Source organism: Nocardia sp. NBC_00511, from assembly GCF_045161165.1.
Taxonomy (GTDB): domain Bacteria; phylum Actinomycetota; class Actinomycetes; order Mycobacteriales; family Mycobacteriaceae; genus Nocardia.
In genome coordinates this window covers 5,728,011-5,744,426 of the sequence record NZ_CP107849.1, presented here as the reverse complement: position 1 = coordinate 5,744,426, position 16,416 = coordinate 5,728,011, and the positions used below count along the sequence as shown (strand labels likewise).

Sequence of the window (16,416 nt, the reverse complement as noted above, 5' to 3'; positions counted from 1 at the left end):
AGTCAACCATCCCGCTCCGGAACAACCGGTCTGTAGCTACAGTGCGAGGGATGGATCGGCTAGCCATCGAGGCCCTCAGCGTATTCGGGTTACCCCCGGTCGAATTCGTCGATCTGGCCGCGGACCTCGACTGCCGCCGCATCACCGTCTTCCTCCAGCCCCTCGCCACCCTCGGCTACCCGCCCTATTCCCTCCGCGACGATGCCGCCCTGCGCCGCGACCTACTGGCCGCGCTGAAGGGCCGCGATGTCGAGATCACTCTCGGCGACGGCATACTCCTCTACCCGGGCCTCGACATGCGCACTCTCCAAACAGATCTCGATCTCCTCGCCACCCTCGGCGTCCCCCGAATCAATGCGATCGGCCTGGACCCCGACCTCTCCCGTACCCTCGACCAACTCGCCACCGTCACCGAACTGGCCGCCCAGCGCAGCATGGAAACCCTCCTCGAACCGGTCCCCGGCCTCCCCATCCCAGACCTCCCCACCGCCCAGGTCGCCCTGAATCACGTAGCCAGACCCGACTTCCGCCTCCTCATCGACACCATGCACCTGACCCGCTCCGGAGCCACCGTCGCCGACCTCGCCGCTGTGAACCCGACCGACATCGGCTACGCCCAGATCAGCGACACCACCCTCCACCCCCGCCTCGACAACTACGCCGAAGAGGCCATGTACGAACGCCTCGTCCCCGGCGAAGGCGAACTCCCGCTATCAGCTCTGCTGGCCGTTCTCCCGGCAGACATCATCGTCGGGATCGAGGTCCCGAGCCGCACAAAGGCGCTGGCCGGAGTGCCGCCCGCCGCTCGCCTGCGACCCTGCCTCGACGCAACCCGGGCCTTGCTGGCCGACCTGCCTCGGCAGTAGAGAGCGCCCTCAGCTGCCGAAGATGGCGGTGGGGTCGCCTGTGTACCAGGTGTTTTCGATGCGCATGCGGTGGATGAGCCAGCGGGAGCCGTCTCGGTGCAGGTCCAGGAGGTAGGGGTTCTTCAGTAGGGCACGGGTTTCCGGGGCGGAGATCAGGAGGTGCTGGGCTTCTACGAGGGCGGTCAGGTGGGCGGTGTCGCCGTTGATGGTGATGCGGGGGTTGGTGATCTGGTGGGTGGTGTTCACTCGGCCGGTGAACATGGTGAGGATGGTGGAGACGATGGTGTCTCGGCCGGTCATGAGGGGTGGGGTGGCGCCCCAGCGGGCGGCGGCGGGGCGGAAGTCGAGTTCGGCATCCTCGGTGAACGCGGAGGCGAAGAGGTCCTTGTCCTTCAAGTCCTGGCCGAGGGCGAAACGGTATAGGGCGTCGGTGATTTCGGCGCGGTCGCGTAGTTCGGCGACGATGGCGGGGACGTCATCAGAGGCAGCGGCGAGAGCCTGATGGGTGTGGTTCGAGGGCTGTTCGAGCGACATGAGTCGAACGCTATGACTGCTGAAGTACTGCGGGAGAGGGCTATTCACGCCACGCAGCGGACGCCTGCCGCCACCGCCGGGTGATCAGGCGGGCTGCCACAGTTCGATGCGGTTGCCCTCGGGGTCGGTGACCCAGCCGAATCGGCCCACGCCCGCCATTTCCTGGATGTCGTCGGCGACTTCGGCTCCCGTGGCGCGCAATTGCGCGAGCATCGCGTCGAGATCGGCGACCCGGAAGTTGAGCATGGTCTGCTGGGTGCGGGATCCGAAGTAGTCGGTGTCGGCATCGAAGGCCGCGAACACCGTCGGTCCGGGCTGCGGGCTCCACAGCCCGTTGGCGTCGATATCCAGACCGAGGCAGTCGCGATACCAGGCGCTCAATGCGGCGGGATCCGCCGCACGCAGGAAATATCCGCCGATACCCAGCACCCGTTCCATGCCGTCATCCTGCCAGGATCGGCCATCGGGCGGTCGACGCTGTTCCCCGTGTCGGTTGAGCAGTTACCCCTGGTAGCTCGGCCAGGTCGAGAGCGTGGTGTGCAGGGCGTCGAGAATCCGCGGCCAGGAGTCGCCGGTGGGACGCGAGGCGGCGAAACCGCCGCCTGCCTCCAGGGTCGCGAATCCGTGAAAAGTGCTGCGCAGCAGGCGGGCCGCATCCAGACTCTCGGACTCGCCGAGGTCGTAGCCGCGCAGGATCGCCGCGGTGAGTTCGATACCGCGCAGCAGCGCGGGCTCGCCCGCCACCTCGGCCGGATCCATCCGAATCTGGGTGGCCGCATAGCGTTCCGGGAACTCGAGGACGTAGGACCGATAGGCGTCGGCGAACGCCACCAGCGCGTCCTTGCCGGAGCGCCCGGCGACGGCCGCACCGATCCGATCGTTGAGTTCGGTACCGGCGAGCAGGGCGATCCGAACCCGCAGGTCGTGCAGATTGCGCACGTGCACGTACAGGCTCGGATCCTTCACCCCGAATCGGCGGGCGAGCGCCGAGAGCGTGAGCTTCTCGAAGCCGATCTCGTCGGCCAGCTCCGCCGCACCGCGGACCACCCGCTCCGTGGTCAGACCCACCCGAGGCGACACGTCACCCTCCTACGTTATCTAAGGTAAAACCTAGACTCTATAGGCGCGGCGAATCCGGTCGGCACGGCAGGGGTCGGCTCTCACCGCGCACTGGTCCGGAACGGTACCGTCGGCGCGCCCAGATTCGGTGTGCCCAAAAGGGATTCCGAGGACAGCGCGTAGATCCCGTCGTTCGTCATCAGCCAGACGATCTTGCGGTCGTTCTCGATGTACACGCCGTGCGTCGGATTGCTGCGCGCCCAATCGTCGGTTTCCGGACCGAAGGTCGGGGGTGCGAAGTATCCGGCGACCTTCGGCCGCTTGGGATCCGAGACATCGAAGAACTGCGCACCCGCGTTGTAGAAGTCGTAGATCAGCAGTCCGTTCTTCGGATCTCCGGGCGAGGTGTAATACCCACTACGCTTCGGGCCGAAGCTGCCGCCGCGCTGGCAGAAGTCCGTCACCACAGCATCTTTCGGCGGAGTGGGTCGCGGCAGTCGCCCGACGATGCGCGGATTCGCGGGATCGGTGGCATCGACCTGGAAGATGTCCTTGTACGGCTCGTAGCAGTCCTCGGACAGCGGATATCCGCTCAGATACACCATTCCCGTCTTCTCGAACTGGGAGACATCCACATTGTCGGCCTCGGTGCCGGACACCGACATCGGCACGTCGAGATGCCCGACCTCCCGCAGGTGCGACGGATCCGAGATATCGATGATGGACATGCCGAACCCGCCCATCGCCGCGAACCCGTACTTGCCGCCCTCTTCGATCGGAGTCGGAATGTAGAGCGGATTGCGCGAACCCATCCACGAAGTCCGGTTGCCGCAGCGCGGATTGCCGCGGTAGGCGGCTTCCTCGCCGCGCACCATGCCATTGCGATGCCAGGTGTCGAGCAGCCGGGGCTGCGCGGGATCGCCCATATCCCATACCTGGAAACCGTTGGCGTAGAGGTAGGTCGGGTATTCCTGTAGTGACCAGTCGTCACTAGGTGCGGTCGAGATGAACATGTAGCGGCCGCCGTCCCAGTGCGGCACGTCCAGCGAGCCCGAACCCTGTTGCGGCTTACTGAAATCAGGCTGCGACGCATTCTTCTGATGTTCGTCGGTGCTCACCGTCGCCAGCAGTTGCCAGTCCTTCTTGCGCGGCCCGTTCAGCTTGTAGACCTTGAAGCCTTTGAGCTGGGTATCGGCACGGACATCCGCAACTCCCTGCGGCACACCGTATTTGCTCTTGTCCGGCGTATCGCCGAGCCAGAAGGGGATCTGCCGCTTCACCTCGAAGCTCTGAATCATGATGTAGCCGTCGTATTTCTGGCTCCACTGAATGGTCGAAGCACCCCAGAAGTCGTGCGCGGCCCAATCCTTGCTCGCGACAGCCTCGTCGTTCCCGGCGACCCCCGCGACATCGTCCCGGGTCAGCGATTCCACGACCTGCACGTTCTTGACATCCGTGATGTCGTACACGCGAGCCTCACTGCGGTCGTACTGGAACATGTAGCGCCGCCCGTCGAAATCGACGATGTTCTGCCAGGAATGGAACGGATCCGGCGTGAACCGCTTACCGCCGTAGTGCGCCTCGACGGTCACGTTGTCGCTCTTGTAGGTGTTCGGGTCGTACCCGCCCGTCTGCGGAAACAGATCCGCACCCCCACCCCGGAACGGGTGCTTCTCCTCCTCGTTCACATACGTCGACGCCGGATGCAGGAACGTCCCGTCGTTCTGCATCCCGTAGCTCCCCGGATCCACCTTCGACGGCCGCCGATCCCCGCACACGACCGCCACATTCGAATCCTCCGGCAGCCCCGCGGCGGTCACGCTCCGATCGCTCGTCATCCGTGCGACCACCGCACCGCTCACCGCGATCGCCACCACCAACCCTGTAATCCCTATCCCTCGCCACTTCACGCCACCGAGTCTCACCAACCCTGAACTGCGACAACCCCTCCCAACGGCCACTGTTCCGACCCGAAGATCCGACCACCGGGCCCTTGCCACACCGCCCGGCCTCTGCTACCGCCGCCGCGTCCTCGCTTCCCGAAGTCCGCGTCAGCGAACGTGTCAGCCGACTGTCAGTCCGCTGTCAGCGCACCCCGCCAAAGTAAGTGCATCGAAGCAACCGGGTTCACCACGAACCCAACTGCTACACACCAGATTTCGAAGGAGCACCCCATGTCTGTCACCCTCACCGCCCAGGATCAGGCCACCATCCGCACCGCCGCCTACGGCGCCGTCTCCCTGCTGGCCGCCGCCTCCGCCAAGCCGAGCAAGGCCGCCATCTCCGGCACCCGCGCGCTGACCTCCGCCACCGGCGAGATCGGCCACGTCCTCAACGCCAAATCCAAGGACATCAACCTGAAGGGCAAGACCGTAGCCGCCCTCGCCGACCAGGTCCTCCCCACCCTCACCGAAGCCCTCACCCTCCTCGACCACCACAACCCCACCGAGGCCGAAAACTTCCGCACCACCCTCCAGGTAGCCATCGCCGCCGCCACCGACCCCGCCACCCCCGCCACCGCCGAAATGGCCCGCAAACTCACCGCCGCCCTCCACACCGCCTGACCGATGCGGCTCCGCGCCAACACGATCCGTGTCCACTGCCCCCGAATTTGTAGGAGGCAGTGGATAGCCGACTACCGGCGATGGGTGTGCACCGAGTGATCGCCGCCGCGCACGTGTGACGGTGGTGGGTTACTCCGGAGACGTGGGGCGGCGGGTCATCCTTCGGCGGAGGGGGTTTCGGCTCCCGGGGCAGACTCGGTAGGTCGGGTCAGAGGATGGACTCGCCGTCGGATTCGGGGGCTTCGGTCCGGCGGCGGAGGACGTGTGGGATGCGGGCCGCCGGGGGGATGACGATGCCGGCTTCGGCCAGGCGGGCGGCGGCTTCGGTGGGGTCGGCGGGGCGGCCGACGGTGGGGCCGTGGCCGATGGGGACCACCGAGTGGACGACGGTGTCGGGGTAGATGTGGACGTAGTTGAAGGCTTGGGCGCCGTCGCGGCCGCGCTGGCCACCCTCGGCGGCGGCCATGTCCTGGCTGTAGCAGGTGGCCGACGCCACCGAGACGGGGATGCCCGCGAAGGTGGCTGTGCTCGAAAGGTGCAGGTGGCCTGCCAGAATGGCGCGGACGTCGGTGCCGTCGAGGACGTCGGCGAGGCGGCGCTGGTCGCGCAGCTCCACCAGGACGGCCAGGTCCTGGACGCAGGGGATCGGCGGGTGGTGCATGGCGAGCACGGTGCCGAAGGGGGCCGGTTCGGCGAGAACGTCACGCAGCCACGCCAATTGGGCGTCGGTGATCTCGCCCCAGTGATGGCCGGGGACCGTGGTGTCCAGGGCGATCACCCGCAGGCCGTCGAACATGTGGACCGCGTCGAACGGTGCGGCGGAACCGGTTTCGCCGAGCAGGTGCTCACGCAGGGTGGCCCGGTCGTCGTGATTGCCCGCCACCCACACCACGGGTGCGCCGATGCGTTCGGCCCACGGCTCCACCAACTCCCGCAGCTTCTGGTACGCGCCGGGCTCACCCTGATCGGTGAGATCACCGGTGAACACGATGGCGGTCGGAGCGATCCGACTGGCCTCGGCCTGGCCGAGCAGCGCCGACAGCCGCGCCTCGGCGTCGACCGCGCCGTACAGCTCGTCGTCGGCGGCGATCAGATGGGTGTCGCTGAAGTGGAACAGCACATGGTCTGCCCTCGGGTGTTCGGCGACTCGCGAGATGTGCACGGACATCCTCCCCGTGTGTGGTTCGACCTCGTCTTGCCGATTTTGTCGCCAGAATAGCGAAGGTCGTTTCTTCCAGGTTGCCCGTGTCCAGTGACGACATGCTTGCGGGAAGGTGAGATTTGGATGTCGGCCTAATGCCCGAGGCTACCGGCCAGCACTCGCGGATGTTCCTGCTCACGCACATGAAGCAGGGCGAAGTAGCGGCGCAGCATCAGCACAGCGGTAGTCGCGAGCCCCGCGGTGAGTCCCCACCACACCCCCGCGGCCTGCAGGTGGAAGGGGAATGCGAGCAGCAACGCAGTGGGCAATCCCACAGCCCAGTACCCGACCAATGACAGCCGGAACCCGGCCTTGGTGTCCTTGAGCCCGCGCAGCAGCCCCACCCCGATGTTCTGTGCGGCGTCGAAGAACTGCAGCACGATCGCGATCAACAGCAGCGTGTGCGCCAGCCGCACCGTCGCCGGATCGCTGTCGACCAGGAACGGCCGCAACACCAGATCCGGCACCACCACGTAGGCGATACCGGTGAGCAGCGCGACCACTCCGGCCAGCCGCAGCGCCAGCCACGCCACCGTCCGCGCGTGCGTGAACTCCTCGCGCGCCACCGCCCGGCTCACCAGGATCGACGCCCCGTGCGAGAGCCCGATCGCCACCTGGAACACGATGTACACCAGCTGATAGACGATGTTGTGCGCGGCCAGCGCCGCCGCCCCCAGACTGCCCATCACCAGCGCCAGCACCGAGAACATGCCCGCCTCGGACCCGTAGGTGAGCGCGATCGGCGTCCCGAGCCGCAGCTCTTCGCGCACCGTCGCCACGTGCACCGGCCACATCCGGATCGGCAGTGTCGCAGAGAGTTTCGCGTCCCGGCGCACCATCGCCCAGAACACCCCGAAGGTGATCAGGAAGACCAGCGAGGTGGCCACCCCGATCCCGGTCAGCCCGAGCTCCGGCAGCCCCAGCCAGCCGTGCATGAACGCCAGTGCCAGCACCAAATTCAAGGCCACCGACCCGAGCGTCACCAGCAGCAGCGCCTGCGGCCGCTGCATCCCGATCGTGTACTGCCGCAATGCCTGGAACCACAGACACGGCACCAGACCCGGTGCCAGCGCCACCATCATCGGCCGGGCGTCGGCCAGCACCGCCGCGTCCTGTCCGAGCCAGCGCAGCGCCCAGCCCAGCCCGATGAGCACCGCACCGCCGAGCACTCCGGCGAGGGTGGCGATCAGAAAGCTGCTGCGCACCACCTCCCGAACCTGGATGTCGGCGCGCCGCCCCTGCTTCTCCGCGCGGCTGACCACGGTCGCCACCTGATTGCCGGTGCCGGTGATCAATCCGACGCACATGGTGCGAATCTGGTTGAACAGCACCAGCGCCAGCCCGCCCGCGGCCACCTGCTGCACGCCGAGCGTGCCCATCAGCGCGATATTGGTGGTCGACACCGCCACCTGCGCGAGCTGAGTCATGGCGATGGGCGTCGCCAGCGAGGTCAGCTGCCTGCCGTCGGATTGCCGCAGCGCGCCGATCATTTGGCGGCGGCCTCGTTCACCGGTGCGTTGTCCGCGACCAGAATCGTGTGGGTGTCCTCGCGTCCGGTCCCGCGCAGCTGCTCGAGCACCTGCTTGACCAGTGCGGCCTGATCGGTCAGTCGCTGCCAGTGCTTGTCCAGCGCGAGATAGACGTGATCGTCGTGCCCGGAGGCCAGCACCTCGCCGATCTCGTGCGCGGGCAGCTCCACCTGCCGCAGCAGTTCCAGCAGTTCCGGATGCGGCACCTGCTGATCTGCGTAGTCGCGCAGACTCGCCCCGGACAGACCCTGCGCCCGCGCGAACTCGTCGGGCAGGGCGTAGTTCAGATGCCGCAGCACCGCGTACTCGCGCGGATCGGGGCGGTGTGCTGGCCGATGCGCGCGCACCAGGCGCGCGATCTCGCCCTCCCGCACCTTGTCGAGCAGGTCCCGGTCGCTCATCCACTCGTCGTCGAAGACGGTGTCGAGGTACTTCTCGCCGTCGTCGTTGATGATGACCACCACGGTCGAATGATCCGGGTAGCTCCCCAGCCGGGTCAGCGCCGCGTACACCGAGCTGCCGGAGGACCCGCCGATCAGCAGCCCGAGTTCGGCGGCCAGCACCCGTGCGGTGGCGAAGGCGTCCACGTCGGAGACCTTCAGCCGGTCGTTCTCCTCGATCAGATGCAGGTCCTGATCGACGTGCGCGCCCGGTTCCGCGCCCAGCGGGGTGCCGGTGCCGGACTGCCAATAGTCGTGGGCGGGACCGCCGAACGCGATCGACCCCTCGGGTTCGACGCCGACCAGGCGCGGGTCGCAGCCGTGGTCGCGCAGCCCGCGCGCGGTGCCGAACAGCGAACCACCGGTCCCCACCGCCCCGAGAAGAATGTCTATTTTGTCGAGATCCTCGAGCAGTTCTTCGGCCAGTGCGTAATAGCCGACGCCATTGGCCAGATTGTCGTGCTGCGCAGGGAAATACGCGCCCGGCCCCTCCTGACTCGCCAGCTCCGCCGCACGTTCCTCGCGCGCCGAGGTGGCCAGCCCGTCCTCGCCCTCATCGGAGACGAATTCCAGCCGCGCGCCCATCGCCTTCATGGCATTGAGTTTCGCCGCGCAGGCGTGGTGATCGACGACGGCGGTGAATCGATATCCGCGTTCGCGCGCCACCACCGCCAGCCCCAAACCGGTGTTCCCCGAAGTCGATTCGATAATGTGCCCGCCCGGCGCCAGCAGCTGCCGCCGTTCGGCGTCGAGCACCATGGCGCGCGCCATCCGAATCTTGGCCGCCCCGGTGGGGTTCATGGTCTCGAGCTTGAGGAATAGCCGCGTTCCGGTCGTTGGGCTGACGGCCAGTTCGAACAGTGGAGTCTGTCCGATCAGCTCCGACACACGCCTGGCGATAACCGGCATCGAGGTGCTTCTCCTTGAAAAGTGATGGAGCTCGGGTGAGGGCGATGAAACGCGGATGTTCAGATTTCGGGGTCCTCGGACGCCCACTGGAATTGTCGTCCGTCCGCCGAATTTCGCAACACGACTTTGGGCGGTATGGGCAACTCGTGAAATTTCGATTCGTTGCTGTCCATCTGATACCCCGCCGTGTTCGGGTAAATCAGCAGATCGTCGGTTGTCGCGGCACGCGGCAGCGGAATGCGACGCCACGAGAGCATATCCTCTTCCAGGCACGTCGAACCGCCCACACAGGTCGGCGTGACGGCGCCCGGATACTCCGGCCACAATGCCGGGTCGGGCAGGAATTCACTGTCGAACCACTGCTCCGAGAGGCTCAGGCTGCTCCCGTTCACGGTCAGGATCGCGTACGGAATCCCGTGCGCGCGGCGGACTTTCACGCCCTGCACCCGGAACACGCTGCATCCGGCCTGATCCAGCAGCGCGCGCCCGGGCTCGATGGCCAGCCGAATCCCGGCCTCCCGCAGGCGATATCCCAGATTCTCGTGCGACAGCACCGCGGCCAGCATGGCCGGACCGGGCACGGGGCAGTGATAGGGGTAGTACCGCTCCGGATGGGGCGCGCGATCGCCGTGGAACCAGCGCGGGTTCACGCCGTCGAGGAAGGTCTCCCAGGCGTCGGCGGGCAGATAGTCGACCCCGAACCCGCCGCCGATCGAGATGGTGGTGATCGGATGCCCGAGCCCGCGCGCCTCCCGGCACCGGTCGATGAGCGCGCCCGCCAGCTCCGCGCGCGGCTCCGCGGCATAGCCGGAGAGGTGGAAGCTGAAGCCCTCCAGGCGAATCGCGTCCGGATCCGCGAGGGTCAGGGCCAGATCCAGCTCGTCGACGGTCATGCCGAAGCGGCTCGGCGACTCCGGCGGCAGCACCCGCAGCAGCACGCGCGAGCGGATCCCCAGCCCGGTCAGTCGCGCCAGCTCGTCGAGATCGTCGACGGCGATCAGCGCGCCGTAGGTGGTCGAGAGTTCCAGCAGCCGATCGTCTTTGGCCGGGCCGGTCACCACCAGATCGGTGCCGCACACCCCGCCGCGCAGCGCGGACAGCAGTTCCCCGCTGCTGGAGACGTCGACGCCCGCACCGGCTTTCGCGCAGGCGCGCACCACGCTGGGGGACTTGTTGGCCTTCTTGCCGTAGTAGATCGCGCCCACCACGCCGCTGCGATCGAACACGCGCTGGAAGGCGCGGATATTGTGCTCGACCCGTTCGGGATACATCAGGTGGAAGGGGCCGCCGATCCGATCGGCGATGTCGCGCAACAGGTTCGGGTCTCGCAGCAGTCGCCGCTCCCAGTCGTCGCGGTGCGCGGGCATCGGCGTGGCCGTGATGTCGGAGATGCCGGGCGGCACGGTCAGGGTCTTCACGGTGTCGGTCAGCGTGCTCTCCCGTCGCCGAATGGCCGAATTCGCCTCAGTCCCACAGCGAAACCTCGGTTCCGCGGCCCTCGGCGATGGCCCGGTTGGCGAGCGCGTGCGCGACGGCGATATCGGTCAGGACCAGGCCGGAGTTGTAGACGAAGATGCGCTCGTCGTCGGTGAGGCGGCCGACGGCGCGATGATCGAGGATCTGGGGTAGCTCGGCGTCGACCCGGCGTAGTCGGCCGTCGGGTCCGGCCATATCGGTGCCGGTCAGCGTCATCTGCTCGGCGCTGGTGGCGACCACCCGGTCGGCCTCGACCAGGGTGGAGGGGGCCAGCCCGTAGCCGACCAGCACCACGGTCGAGCCGGGCGCGAGATCCTTGGCCTCGAGGGCCACCCGGGTGCCGGGACCGGCCGCGGCCAGCACCACGTCCGCACTCCGCGCCGCCTCGATCGGATCACTGACGATCTCCAGCTCGGCCTGCGGATTGTGTTGCAGCAGTTGCCGATACACCGCTTCCAGGCCCTCGGGGTGGGTGCCGTAGAGCATCAGCCGGTTCAGGTGCGGGTTGGCGGCCAGCAGGTGCGGCAGCGCGTTGCGGCCCTGGGTGCCGGTGCCGATCAGCAGCACGCTGCGCGCCCCGGGCCGGGCGGTCTCGCGCACCAGCAGCGCCGACACCGCGGGGGTGCGCAGCGCGCCGACCCGCGCGCAGTCCATCATCGCGATCGGCATGCCGGTGGCGTCGTCGTAGAGCGTGATGGTGGTGTAGTACCGCTTGGTGGAGCGGTCGTGGTGCGGGTCGAACTTGTAGCTGGTCTTCATCGCCACCACCCGGCGGCGGCCGTCGCGGCCGAGCATGGCGTAGGCGACCGACCAGCCGTCGGGATGGGCGACGCTGAGCTTGCGCGGATTGTCCGACGCGCCACCGGCGAAGGCGACGTACGCGTCCTCGACGGCGCGCACCACCTCCGCCGGGCTGATCGGGACGTCGGCTAGGTCGCTGCGGCTGAGTATCCGCAGCGGAGTTGGTCTGGCATTCACGGATTCGGTCCTCGGCTCGTCTGGAACGGTGCCACCACGTGCTGGCCGTACCCGTCCTCGGCGGCTTCGGCCGCGGCCCGGCGTCGCTGGGGCAGCCGGATGTTCACTCGCTTGAGCCAGCGATCGGTGCCGTCGTAGCGGGGGGTGAACGGCACCCGCCCGTGCACCACCACGTCATTGTCCACCAGCAGCAGTTCTCCGGGGGTCAAAGCGGTGGTGATGCACACCCTTTCGAGCTCGTCCGCCAAATGCCGGTAGGCGGAGCGGAATTCGGGGTCGGCGTCGTCGAGGGGGGTGTACGCCGGATCGAAACGCAGTGTCGGCCCGCCCTCGTCGCTGCCGAGGGTGGTCACCGGCGGTGCGGGCGCGTCGGTGAAGGCGCTGCCGTAGGAGACGTCCGGGTGGATCGGCAACTGCGCCCGGCTCAGCGTGTCGCGTTGTGCCGCACTGAGTTCCACCCGCCGCACCGAGGACACCGTGGTGCCGACCAGGTCCGGGTTGCGCAGACAGCCCAGCATCAGCAGGTTGGCGCGGCGCGGGTGGAAGGCGTCCTCGGTGTGCGGGCTCAGCAGCGTGGTGCTGCTCGCGCCGGACTGCTCGTGCTCGTGGCCGGGGGTCGGCACGATGTTGTTGACCAGGCGTCCGCCCTGCTGACCCTCCCAGCCGAACGGCTCACCGGCGCAACGGGCCAGCAACAGCATGGCCACGTCCAGCTCGAACGAGGACGCGCACCGCGCGCGGTCCCCGGCCCAGGCGCAGGCCTGGCCCCAATCGTGCGGCGTCGGACCGAGTTCGGCGTCGCCGACCGGAAACTTGCTGATCACGGTGACGCCGGACGCGGTGGCGGGCGGCCGCATGGCCTCGTGCAGCGCGTCGGGAAGCCGTCCGTACTTGGCGTCGATGTGACGCAGCAGGACCGGGTGCGAGAGCGTGGTGGCTATCTCCGGGCTGGCACCGACTGTGACGGCGATCTCAGCTGCCATGTGCCGCAGCGCCCGGGCCGCGGATTCGGGGAGGTCGCGTCGTTCGATGTCCGAGGGGTGAAGCGTCTGACGTTCGGAGAGAACGCTTTTCACCAAGTGGAAGGCCTTCCTGGCTCGGGCGGGGACAGGGCTCGGGCAACCGTATGCGCCCCAAATTAATTTGGCAAGGCTTACCTAAGGGCGTGTTAAAAAGATAGCTGATAGGTATCAAATGCTAGCCGGGAGGGTAACCGAACTCGTTCAGGGTTCGCGACTCTCGCGAACTGGGCAGCCGTCCGGCGCGCGTCGGAGCAACGTCGCTGGTCGGGGACCCGATGAATCTGGATGATGAGTGGAGTGCGTACCCAGCCTGTGCCGCTGCGCGAACGAGCAGCCGTGCACCTACGAAAACGACCGACCCGCGCCCGCGTCCGGACGACCCGGGCCGGGCTGCTGGGTGCCGCGGTTGCCCTCGCGGTGCTGACCGCTTGCGGCACAGAGCATCTCGTGCCGGTGCCCGACGACATGCCGCCCGGGGCGGGCGCGCCGCTGCCCGCCATCGATCTGGATGCGCCGGGGCGCAGCGCGATTCAGCTGCACGACTGGGCGGCCGAGCAGTCGTCCTCGACCGGTATTCAGATCACCGCGCTCGAGGCGTACGGGTACGCGGCGGCGGTGATGGGCCGGTCCAAGCCCGAATGTGGCATCCGCTGGACCACTCTCGCCGGGATCGCCAGCGTGGAGAGCCAGCACGGTTCGCACGGTGGTTCGCATCTGGCCGACGACGGCACCGTGTCGCCGCCGATTCGTGGTCTGGCACTGGACGGTTCGCCCGGGCGCGCCCGCATCCTCGATGCCGGGTCCACCGACGCCGATCCGATCTACGTGCGGGCGATGGGCCCGTTCCAGTTCATCCCGGAGACCTGGCAGCGCTGGGGCGTCGACGCCAACGGCGACGGCAAGAGCGATCCCGACAATATCGACGACGCCTCGCTGACCGCCGCCCGCTACCTGTGCGCGATGGGTGGCGACCTCACCGCCGCTCCCGGATGGCAGCAGGCGCTGATGACCTACAACCAATCCACCAGCTACATGAACACCGTCCGCTATCGCGCCGCCGCGTACAGCGTGGGCCGCCGAGTCTGACGCTTCACGTGCCGGTTACGGCCGCTTCACCGGCGTCACGACCCATTGCCGGGTGCGTATATCTTGCGGGCTCGCCGATGGGGGGATGTGTCCGCGTGAGATCGGCACGTTAGGCTTTTGGCGCACGGGATCCCCGTGCGACCTGCCGAGTCAGCAGCCGAAGGAGTGTCGTTTCGTGGCCATCATCGAACAGGTCGGAGCTCGCGAGATCCTGGATTCTCGGGGCAATCCCACTGTCGAGGTCGAGATCGCTCTCGACGACGGCACCCTCACTCGTGCGGCCGTGCCCTCCGGTGCGTCCACCGGTGAGCACGAGGCCGTCGAGCTGCGTGACGGTGGCGATCGCTACCAGGGCAAGGGTGTGCAGAAGGCCGTCGAGGGTGTCCTCGACGAGATCGCCCCGGCCGTGATCGGTCTCGACGCCGTCGAGCAGCGCACCGTCGACCAGACCCTGCTGGACCTGGACGGCACGCCGGACAAGTCGCGCCTGGGCGCCAACGCCCTGCTGGGTGTGTCGCTGGCCGTGGCCCGCGCCGCCGCCGAATCCTCGGGCCTGGAACTGTTCCGCTACGTCGGCGGCCCGAACGCCCACGTGCTGCCCGTCCCCATGATGAACATCCTCAACGGTGGCGCACACGCCGACACCGGTGTGGACGTGCAGGAATTCATGATCGCCCCGATCGGCGCGCCCACCTTCAAGGAGGCGCTGCGCTGGGGTGCCGAGGTCTACCACACGCTGAAGTCGGTGCTGAAGGCTCAGGGCCTGGCCACCGGTCTGGGTGACGAGGGCGGCTTCGCGCCGGACGTCGCCGGGACCAAGGCCGCGCTGGACCTGATCTCCTCCGCGATCGAGAAGGCCGGCTACAAGCTGGGCACCGATATCGCGCTGGCTCTGGACGTCGCGGCCACCGAGTTCTACACCACCGGACAGGGTTACAAGTTCGAGGGCGCGGTGCGTTCCGCCGAGGAGATGAGCCAGTTCTACGCCGAGCTGCTCGGCCAGTACCCGCTGGTCTCCATCGAGGACCCGCTGTCGGAGGACGACTGGGACGGCTGGGTCTCGCTCACCGACCTGGTCGGCGAGAAGGTGCAGCTGGTCGGCGACGACCTGTTCGTCACCAACCCGGACCGCCTGGAGGAGGGCATCGCCAAGGGCGCGGCCAACGCACTCCTGGTGAAGGTCAACCAGATCGGCACCCTGACCGAGACCCTGGACGCGGTCGACCTGGCCCACCGCAACGGCTACAAGACGATGATGAGCCACCGGTCCGGCGAGACCGAGGACACCACCATCGCCGACCTGGCCGTGGCCGTCGGCTCCGGTCAGATCAAGACCGGCGCGCCCGCTCGCTCCGAGCGCGTGGCCAAGTACAACCAGCTGCTGCGTATCGAGGACGCCCTCGGCGACTCGGCGCGCTACGCCGGTGACGCCGCCTTCCAGCGATTCACGTTCGAAGGCTGAATAATCGGTGCCTCGCGGAGTTGAGAACCATCGGCTGAATTTCGGGGTGTGAGATGACGGAGCGACGGGCACGCGGCACCAGTCCGGCCGGACGCGGTGACCGCCGCCCGTCGCGCTCGACTCGCGCGCGCGGCGGCAAGAGCACTGCCGCCTCGAAATCCACCAGGGCCGAGCAGTCGACTCGCTCCGCGAGTACCGGTGTCGGCGCGGTCAAACGGCGCATCAGCGCCAGGTCCGCGCCGAAATCCGAACGGCACGAACGCAAGATCCTCGGCCTGTCCACCGGCCGCGCGATCCTGCTGGCCGCGGTGCTGTGCGGGCTCGCGCTCACCCTGGCCGTCCCGCTGCGCACCTATTTCACGCAGCGCGCCGAGGCCGCCTCGCTGGCCGCCCAGCATCGCCAGCTCGAGGACGAGGTGTCGGGTCTGCGCGATCGCCGTGCCCAGCAACAGGATCCGAACTACATCAAGTCCGAGGCCAAGGACCGGCTGCGCCTGGTGATGCCGGGCGAGACGCCCTATATCGTGCAGATCCCCGAGATCGAGCAGCCCGCCATCCCGACCCCGGCCGCCAAGCCGCGGGCCCCGGATCCCTGGTACACGCAGCTGTGGCACAGCATTTCGGCCCCGCAGCCGGTGGCAGCGCCCACCACCGCGGCACCCGCCCCGCCGCCGCCTCCGCCGCCCCCCGCCCCCACTGACGAAGGACAACCCAGGTGACCGCACCCGAACCCAGCGAGCGCGATCTCGCGATCGTCGCCGACCAACTGGGCCGGTTGCCGCGCGGCGTGCTCGCCATCGCCTATCACACCCCCGACGGCCTGCCCGCGGTCGTGAAGACCGCCCCCAAGCTGCCCGACGGCACCCCCTTTCCGACCCTGTTCTATCTCACCGACCCGCGCCTGACCGCCGAGGCCAGTCGGCTGGAGACCACGGGCCTGATGCGTGACATGAGCGAACGCCTCACCCACGACACCGAATTGGCGGCCGCCTACCGCGCCGCCTACGACGGCTACCTCGCCGAGCGCAATGCCATCGAGGACCTCGGCACCGACTTCGCCGGCGGCGGCATGCCGGACCGCGTCAAATGCCTGCACGTGCTGATCGCCCACTCCCTGGCCAAGGGTCCCGGCGTGAACCCGCTCGGCGACGAAGCGGTGGCCCTGGCCGCCGACCACGGCCTGCGCGGCAAGGCCATCCCCGCCGACTGGCCCAAGAGCTCCGAATACCCGGCGCTGGGAGTCGATTCCGAATGACCCGGCGCTCTCGCTGTGCCGATATGTATTCAGTG

Annotated in this window: 15 protein-coding genes and 1 pseudogene; 6 read left to right on the top strand and 10 right to left on the bottom strand. The window is 68.0% G+C overall.

All coding sequences use genetic code 11. The features are described 5' to 3' along the window. Window positions 1-50 precede the first annotated feature (50 nt). Complete coding sequence (locus tag OG300_RS27015; protein WP_405485839.1) at window positions 51-866, top strand: sugar phosphate isomerase/epimerase family protein; 816 nt, start codon at window positions 51-53, stop codon at window positions 864-866. Between the two features lie 9 nt (window positions 867-875). Here the strand turns inward: OG300_RS27015 and OG300_RS27010 are convergent, their stop codons facing one another. The 4 genes from OG300_RS27010 to OG300_RS26995 all read right to left on the bottom strand — a co-directional run bounded on the left by OG300_RS27010 (window position 876) and on the right by OG300_RS26995 (window position 4,297). After that, window positions 876-1,400 carry a nuclear transport factor 2 family protein gene (locus tag OG300_RS27010; RefSeq protein WP_405485838.1) on the bottom strand — a complete coding sequence of 175 codons (525 nt, stop codon included), beginning with the start codon at window positions 1,398-1,400 and terminating at the stop codon, window positions 876-878. Window positions 1,401-1,484: 84 nt separating this feature from the next. After that, window positions 1,485-1,838 carry a VOC family protein gene (locus OG300_RS27005; protein WP_405485837.1) on the bottom strand — a complete coding sequence of 118 codons (354 nt, stop codon included), beginning with the start codon at window positions 1,836-1,838 and terminating at the stop codon, window positions 1,485-1,487. Window positions 1,839-1,901: 63 nt separating this feature from the next. Beyond that, window positions 1,902-2,480, bottom strand: a complete 579-nt coding sequence (locus OG300_RS27000) for a TetR/AcrR family transcriptional regulator (RefSeq protein WP_405485836.1) — start codon at window positions 2,478-2,480, stop codon at window positions 1,902-1,904. Between the two features lie 80 nt (window positions 2,481-2,560). Then, complete coding sequence (locus OG300_RS26995) at window positions 2,561-4,297, bottom strand: hypothetical protein (RefSeq protein ID WP_405485835.1); 1,737 nt, start codon at window positions 4,295-4,297, stop codon at window positions 2,561-2,563. Between the two features lie 336 nt (window positions 4,298-4,633). Here OG300_RS26995 and OG300_RS26990 point away from each other — a divergent pair, with 336 nt between their 5' ends. Next, a complete protein-coding gene (locus OG300_RS26990) occupies window positions 4,634-5,023 on the top strand; it encodes a hypothetical protein (RefSeq protein ID WP_405485834.1) in 390 nt (129 codons plus the stop codon). A gap of 208 nt (window positions 5,024-5,231) precedes the next feature. Here the strand turns inward: OG300_RS26990 and OG300_RS26985 are convergent, their stop codons facing one another. The 6 genes and pseudogenes from OG300_RS26985 to OG300_RS26960 all read right to left on the bottom strand — a co-directional run bounded on the left by OG300_RS26985 (window position 5,232) and on the right by OG300_RS26960 (window position 12,539). Next, window positions 5,232-6,185 carry a phosphodiesterase gene (locus tag OG300_RS26985; RefSeq protein WP_405485833.1) on the bottom strand — a complete coding sequence of 318 codons (954 nt, stop codon included), beginning with the start codon at window positions 6,183-6,185 and terminating at the stop codon, window positions 5,232-5,234. Window positions 6,186-6,316: 131 nt separating this feature from the next. Then, window positions 6,317-7,714 (bottom strand): MATE family efflux transporter, encoded by a 1,398-nt coding sequence (locus OG300_RS26980; RefSeq protein WP_405485832.1) that lies wholly within the window; start codon window positions 7,712-7,714, stop codon window positions 6,317-6,319. A 350-nt stretch (window positions 7,715-8,064) separates the two neighbouring features. Continuing rightward, window positions 8,065-9,102, bottom strand: a pseudogene (locus OG300_RS26975) (PLP-dependent cysteine synthase family protein); the annotation flags it as partial. 59 nt (window positions 9,103-9,161) lie between these two features. Next, window positions 9,162-10,520, bottom strand: coding sequence for a Y4yA family PLP-dependent enzyme (locus OG300_RS26970; protein WP_405485831.1), 1,359 nt, complete (start codon window positions 10,518-10,520; stop codon window positions 9,162-9,164). 46 nt (window positions 10,521-10,566) lie between these two features. Continuing rightward, on the bottom strand, window positions 10,567-11,529 hold the full coding sequence (locus OG300_RS26965; RefSeq protein WP_405498691.1) for an ornithine cyclodeaminase family protein: 963 nt from the start codon (window positions 11,527-11,529) through the stop codon (window positions 10,567-10,569). 23 nt (window positions 11,530-11,552) lie between these two features. After that, complete coding sequence (locus OG300_RS26960; protein ID WP_405485830.1) at window positions 11,553-12,539, bottom strand: TauD/TfdA family dioxygenase; 987 nt, start codon at window positions 12,537-12,539, stop codon at window positions 11,553-11,555. 336 nt (window positions 12,540-12,875) lie between these two features. Here OG300_RS26960 and OG300_RS26955 point away from each other — a divergent pair, with 336 nt between their 5' ends. From OG300_RS26955 to OG300_RS26940, 4 genes are all read left to right on the top strand, one after another. Further along, window positions 12,876-13,664 carry a lytic transglycosylase domain-containing protein gene (locus OG300_RS26955; protein WP_405485829.1) on the top strand — a complete coding sequence of 263 codons (789 nt, stop codon included), beginning with the start codon at window positions 12,876-12,878 and terminating at the stop codon, window positions 13,662-13,664. A gap of 175 nt (window positions 13,665-13,839) precedes the next feature. After that, a complete protein-coding gene (gene eno, locus OG300_RS26950; protein WP_405485828.1) occupies window positions 13,840-15,126 on the top strand; it encodes a phosphopyruvate hydratase in 1,287 nt (428 codons plus the stop codon). Window positions 15,127-15,179: 53 nt separating this feature from the next. Next, window positions 15,180-15,845 carry a septum formation initiator family protein gene (locus OG300_RS26945; RefSeq protein WP_405485827.1) on the top strand — a complete coding sequence of 222 codons (666 nt, stop codon included), beginning with the start codon at window positions 15,180-15,182 and terminating at the stop codon, window positions 15,843-15,845. Next, window positions 15,842-16,381, top strand: coding sequence for a DUF501 domain-containing protein (locus OG300_RS26940; protein WP_405485826.1), 540 nt, complete (start codon window positions 15,842-15,844; stop codon window positions 16,379-16,381). Before OG300_RS26945 ends, OG300_RS26940 begins: the two co-directional genes overlap by 4 nt. Window positions 16,382-16,416: the final 35 nt, after the last annotated feature.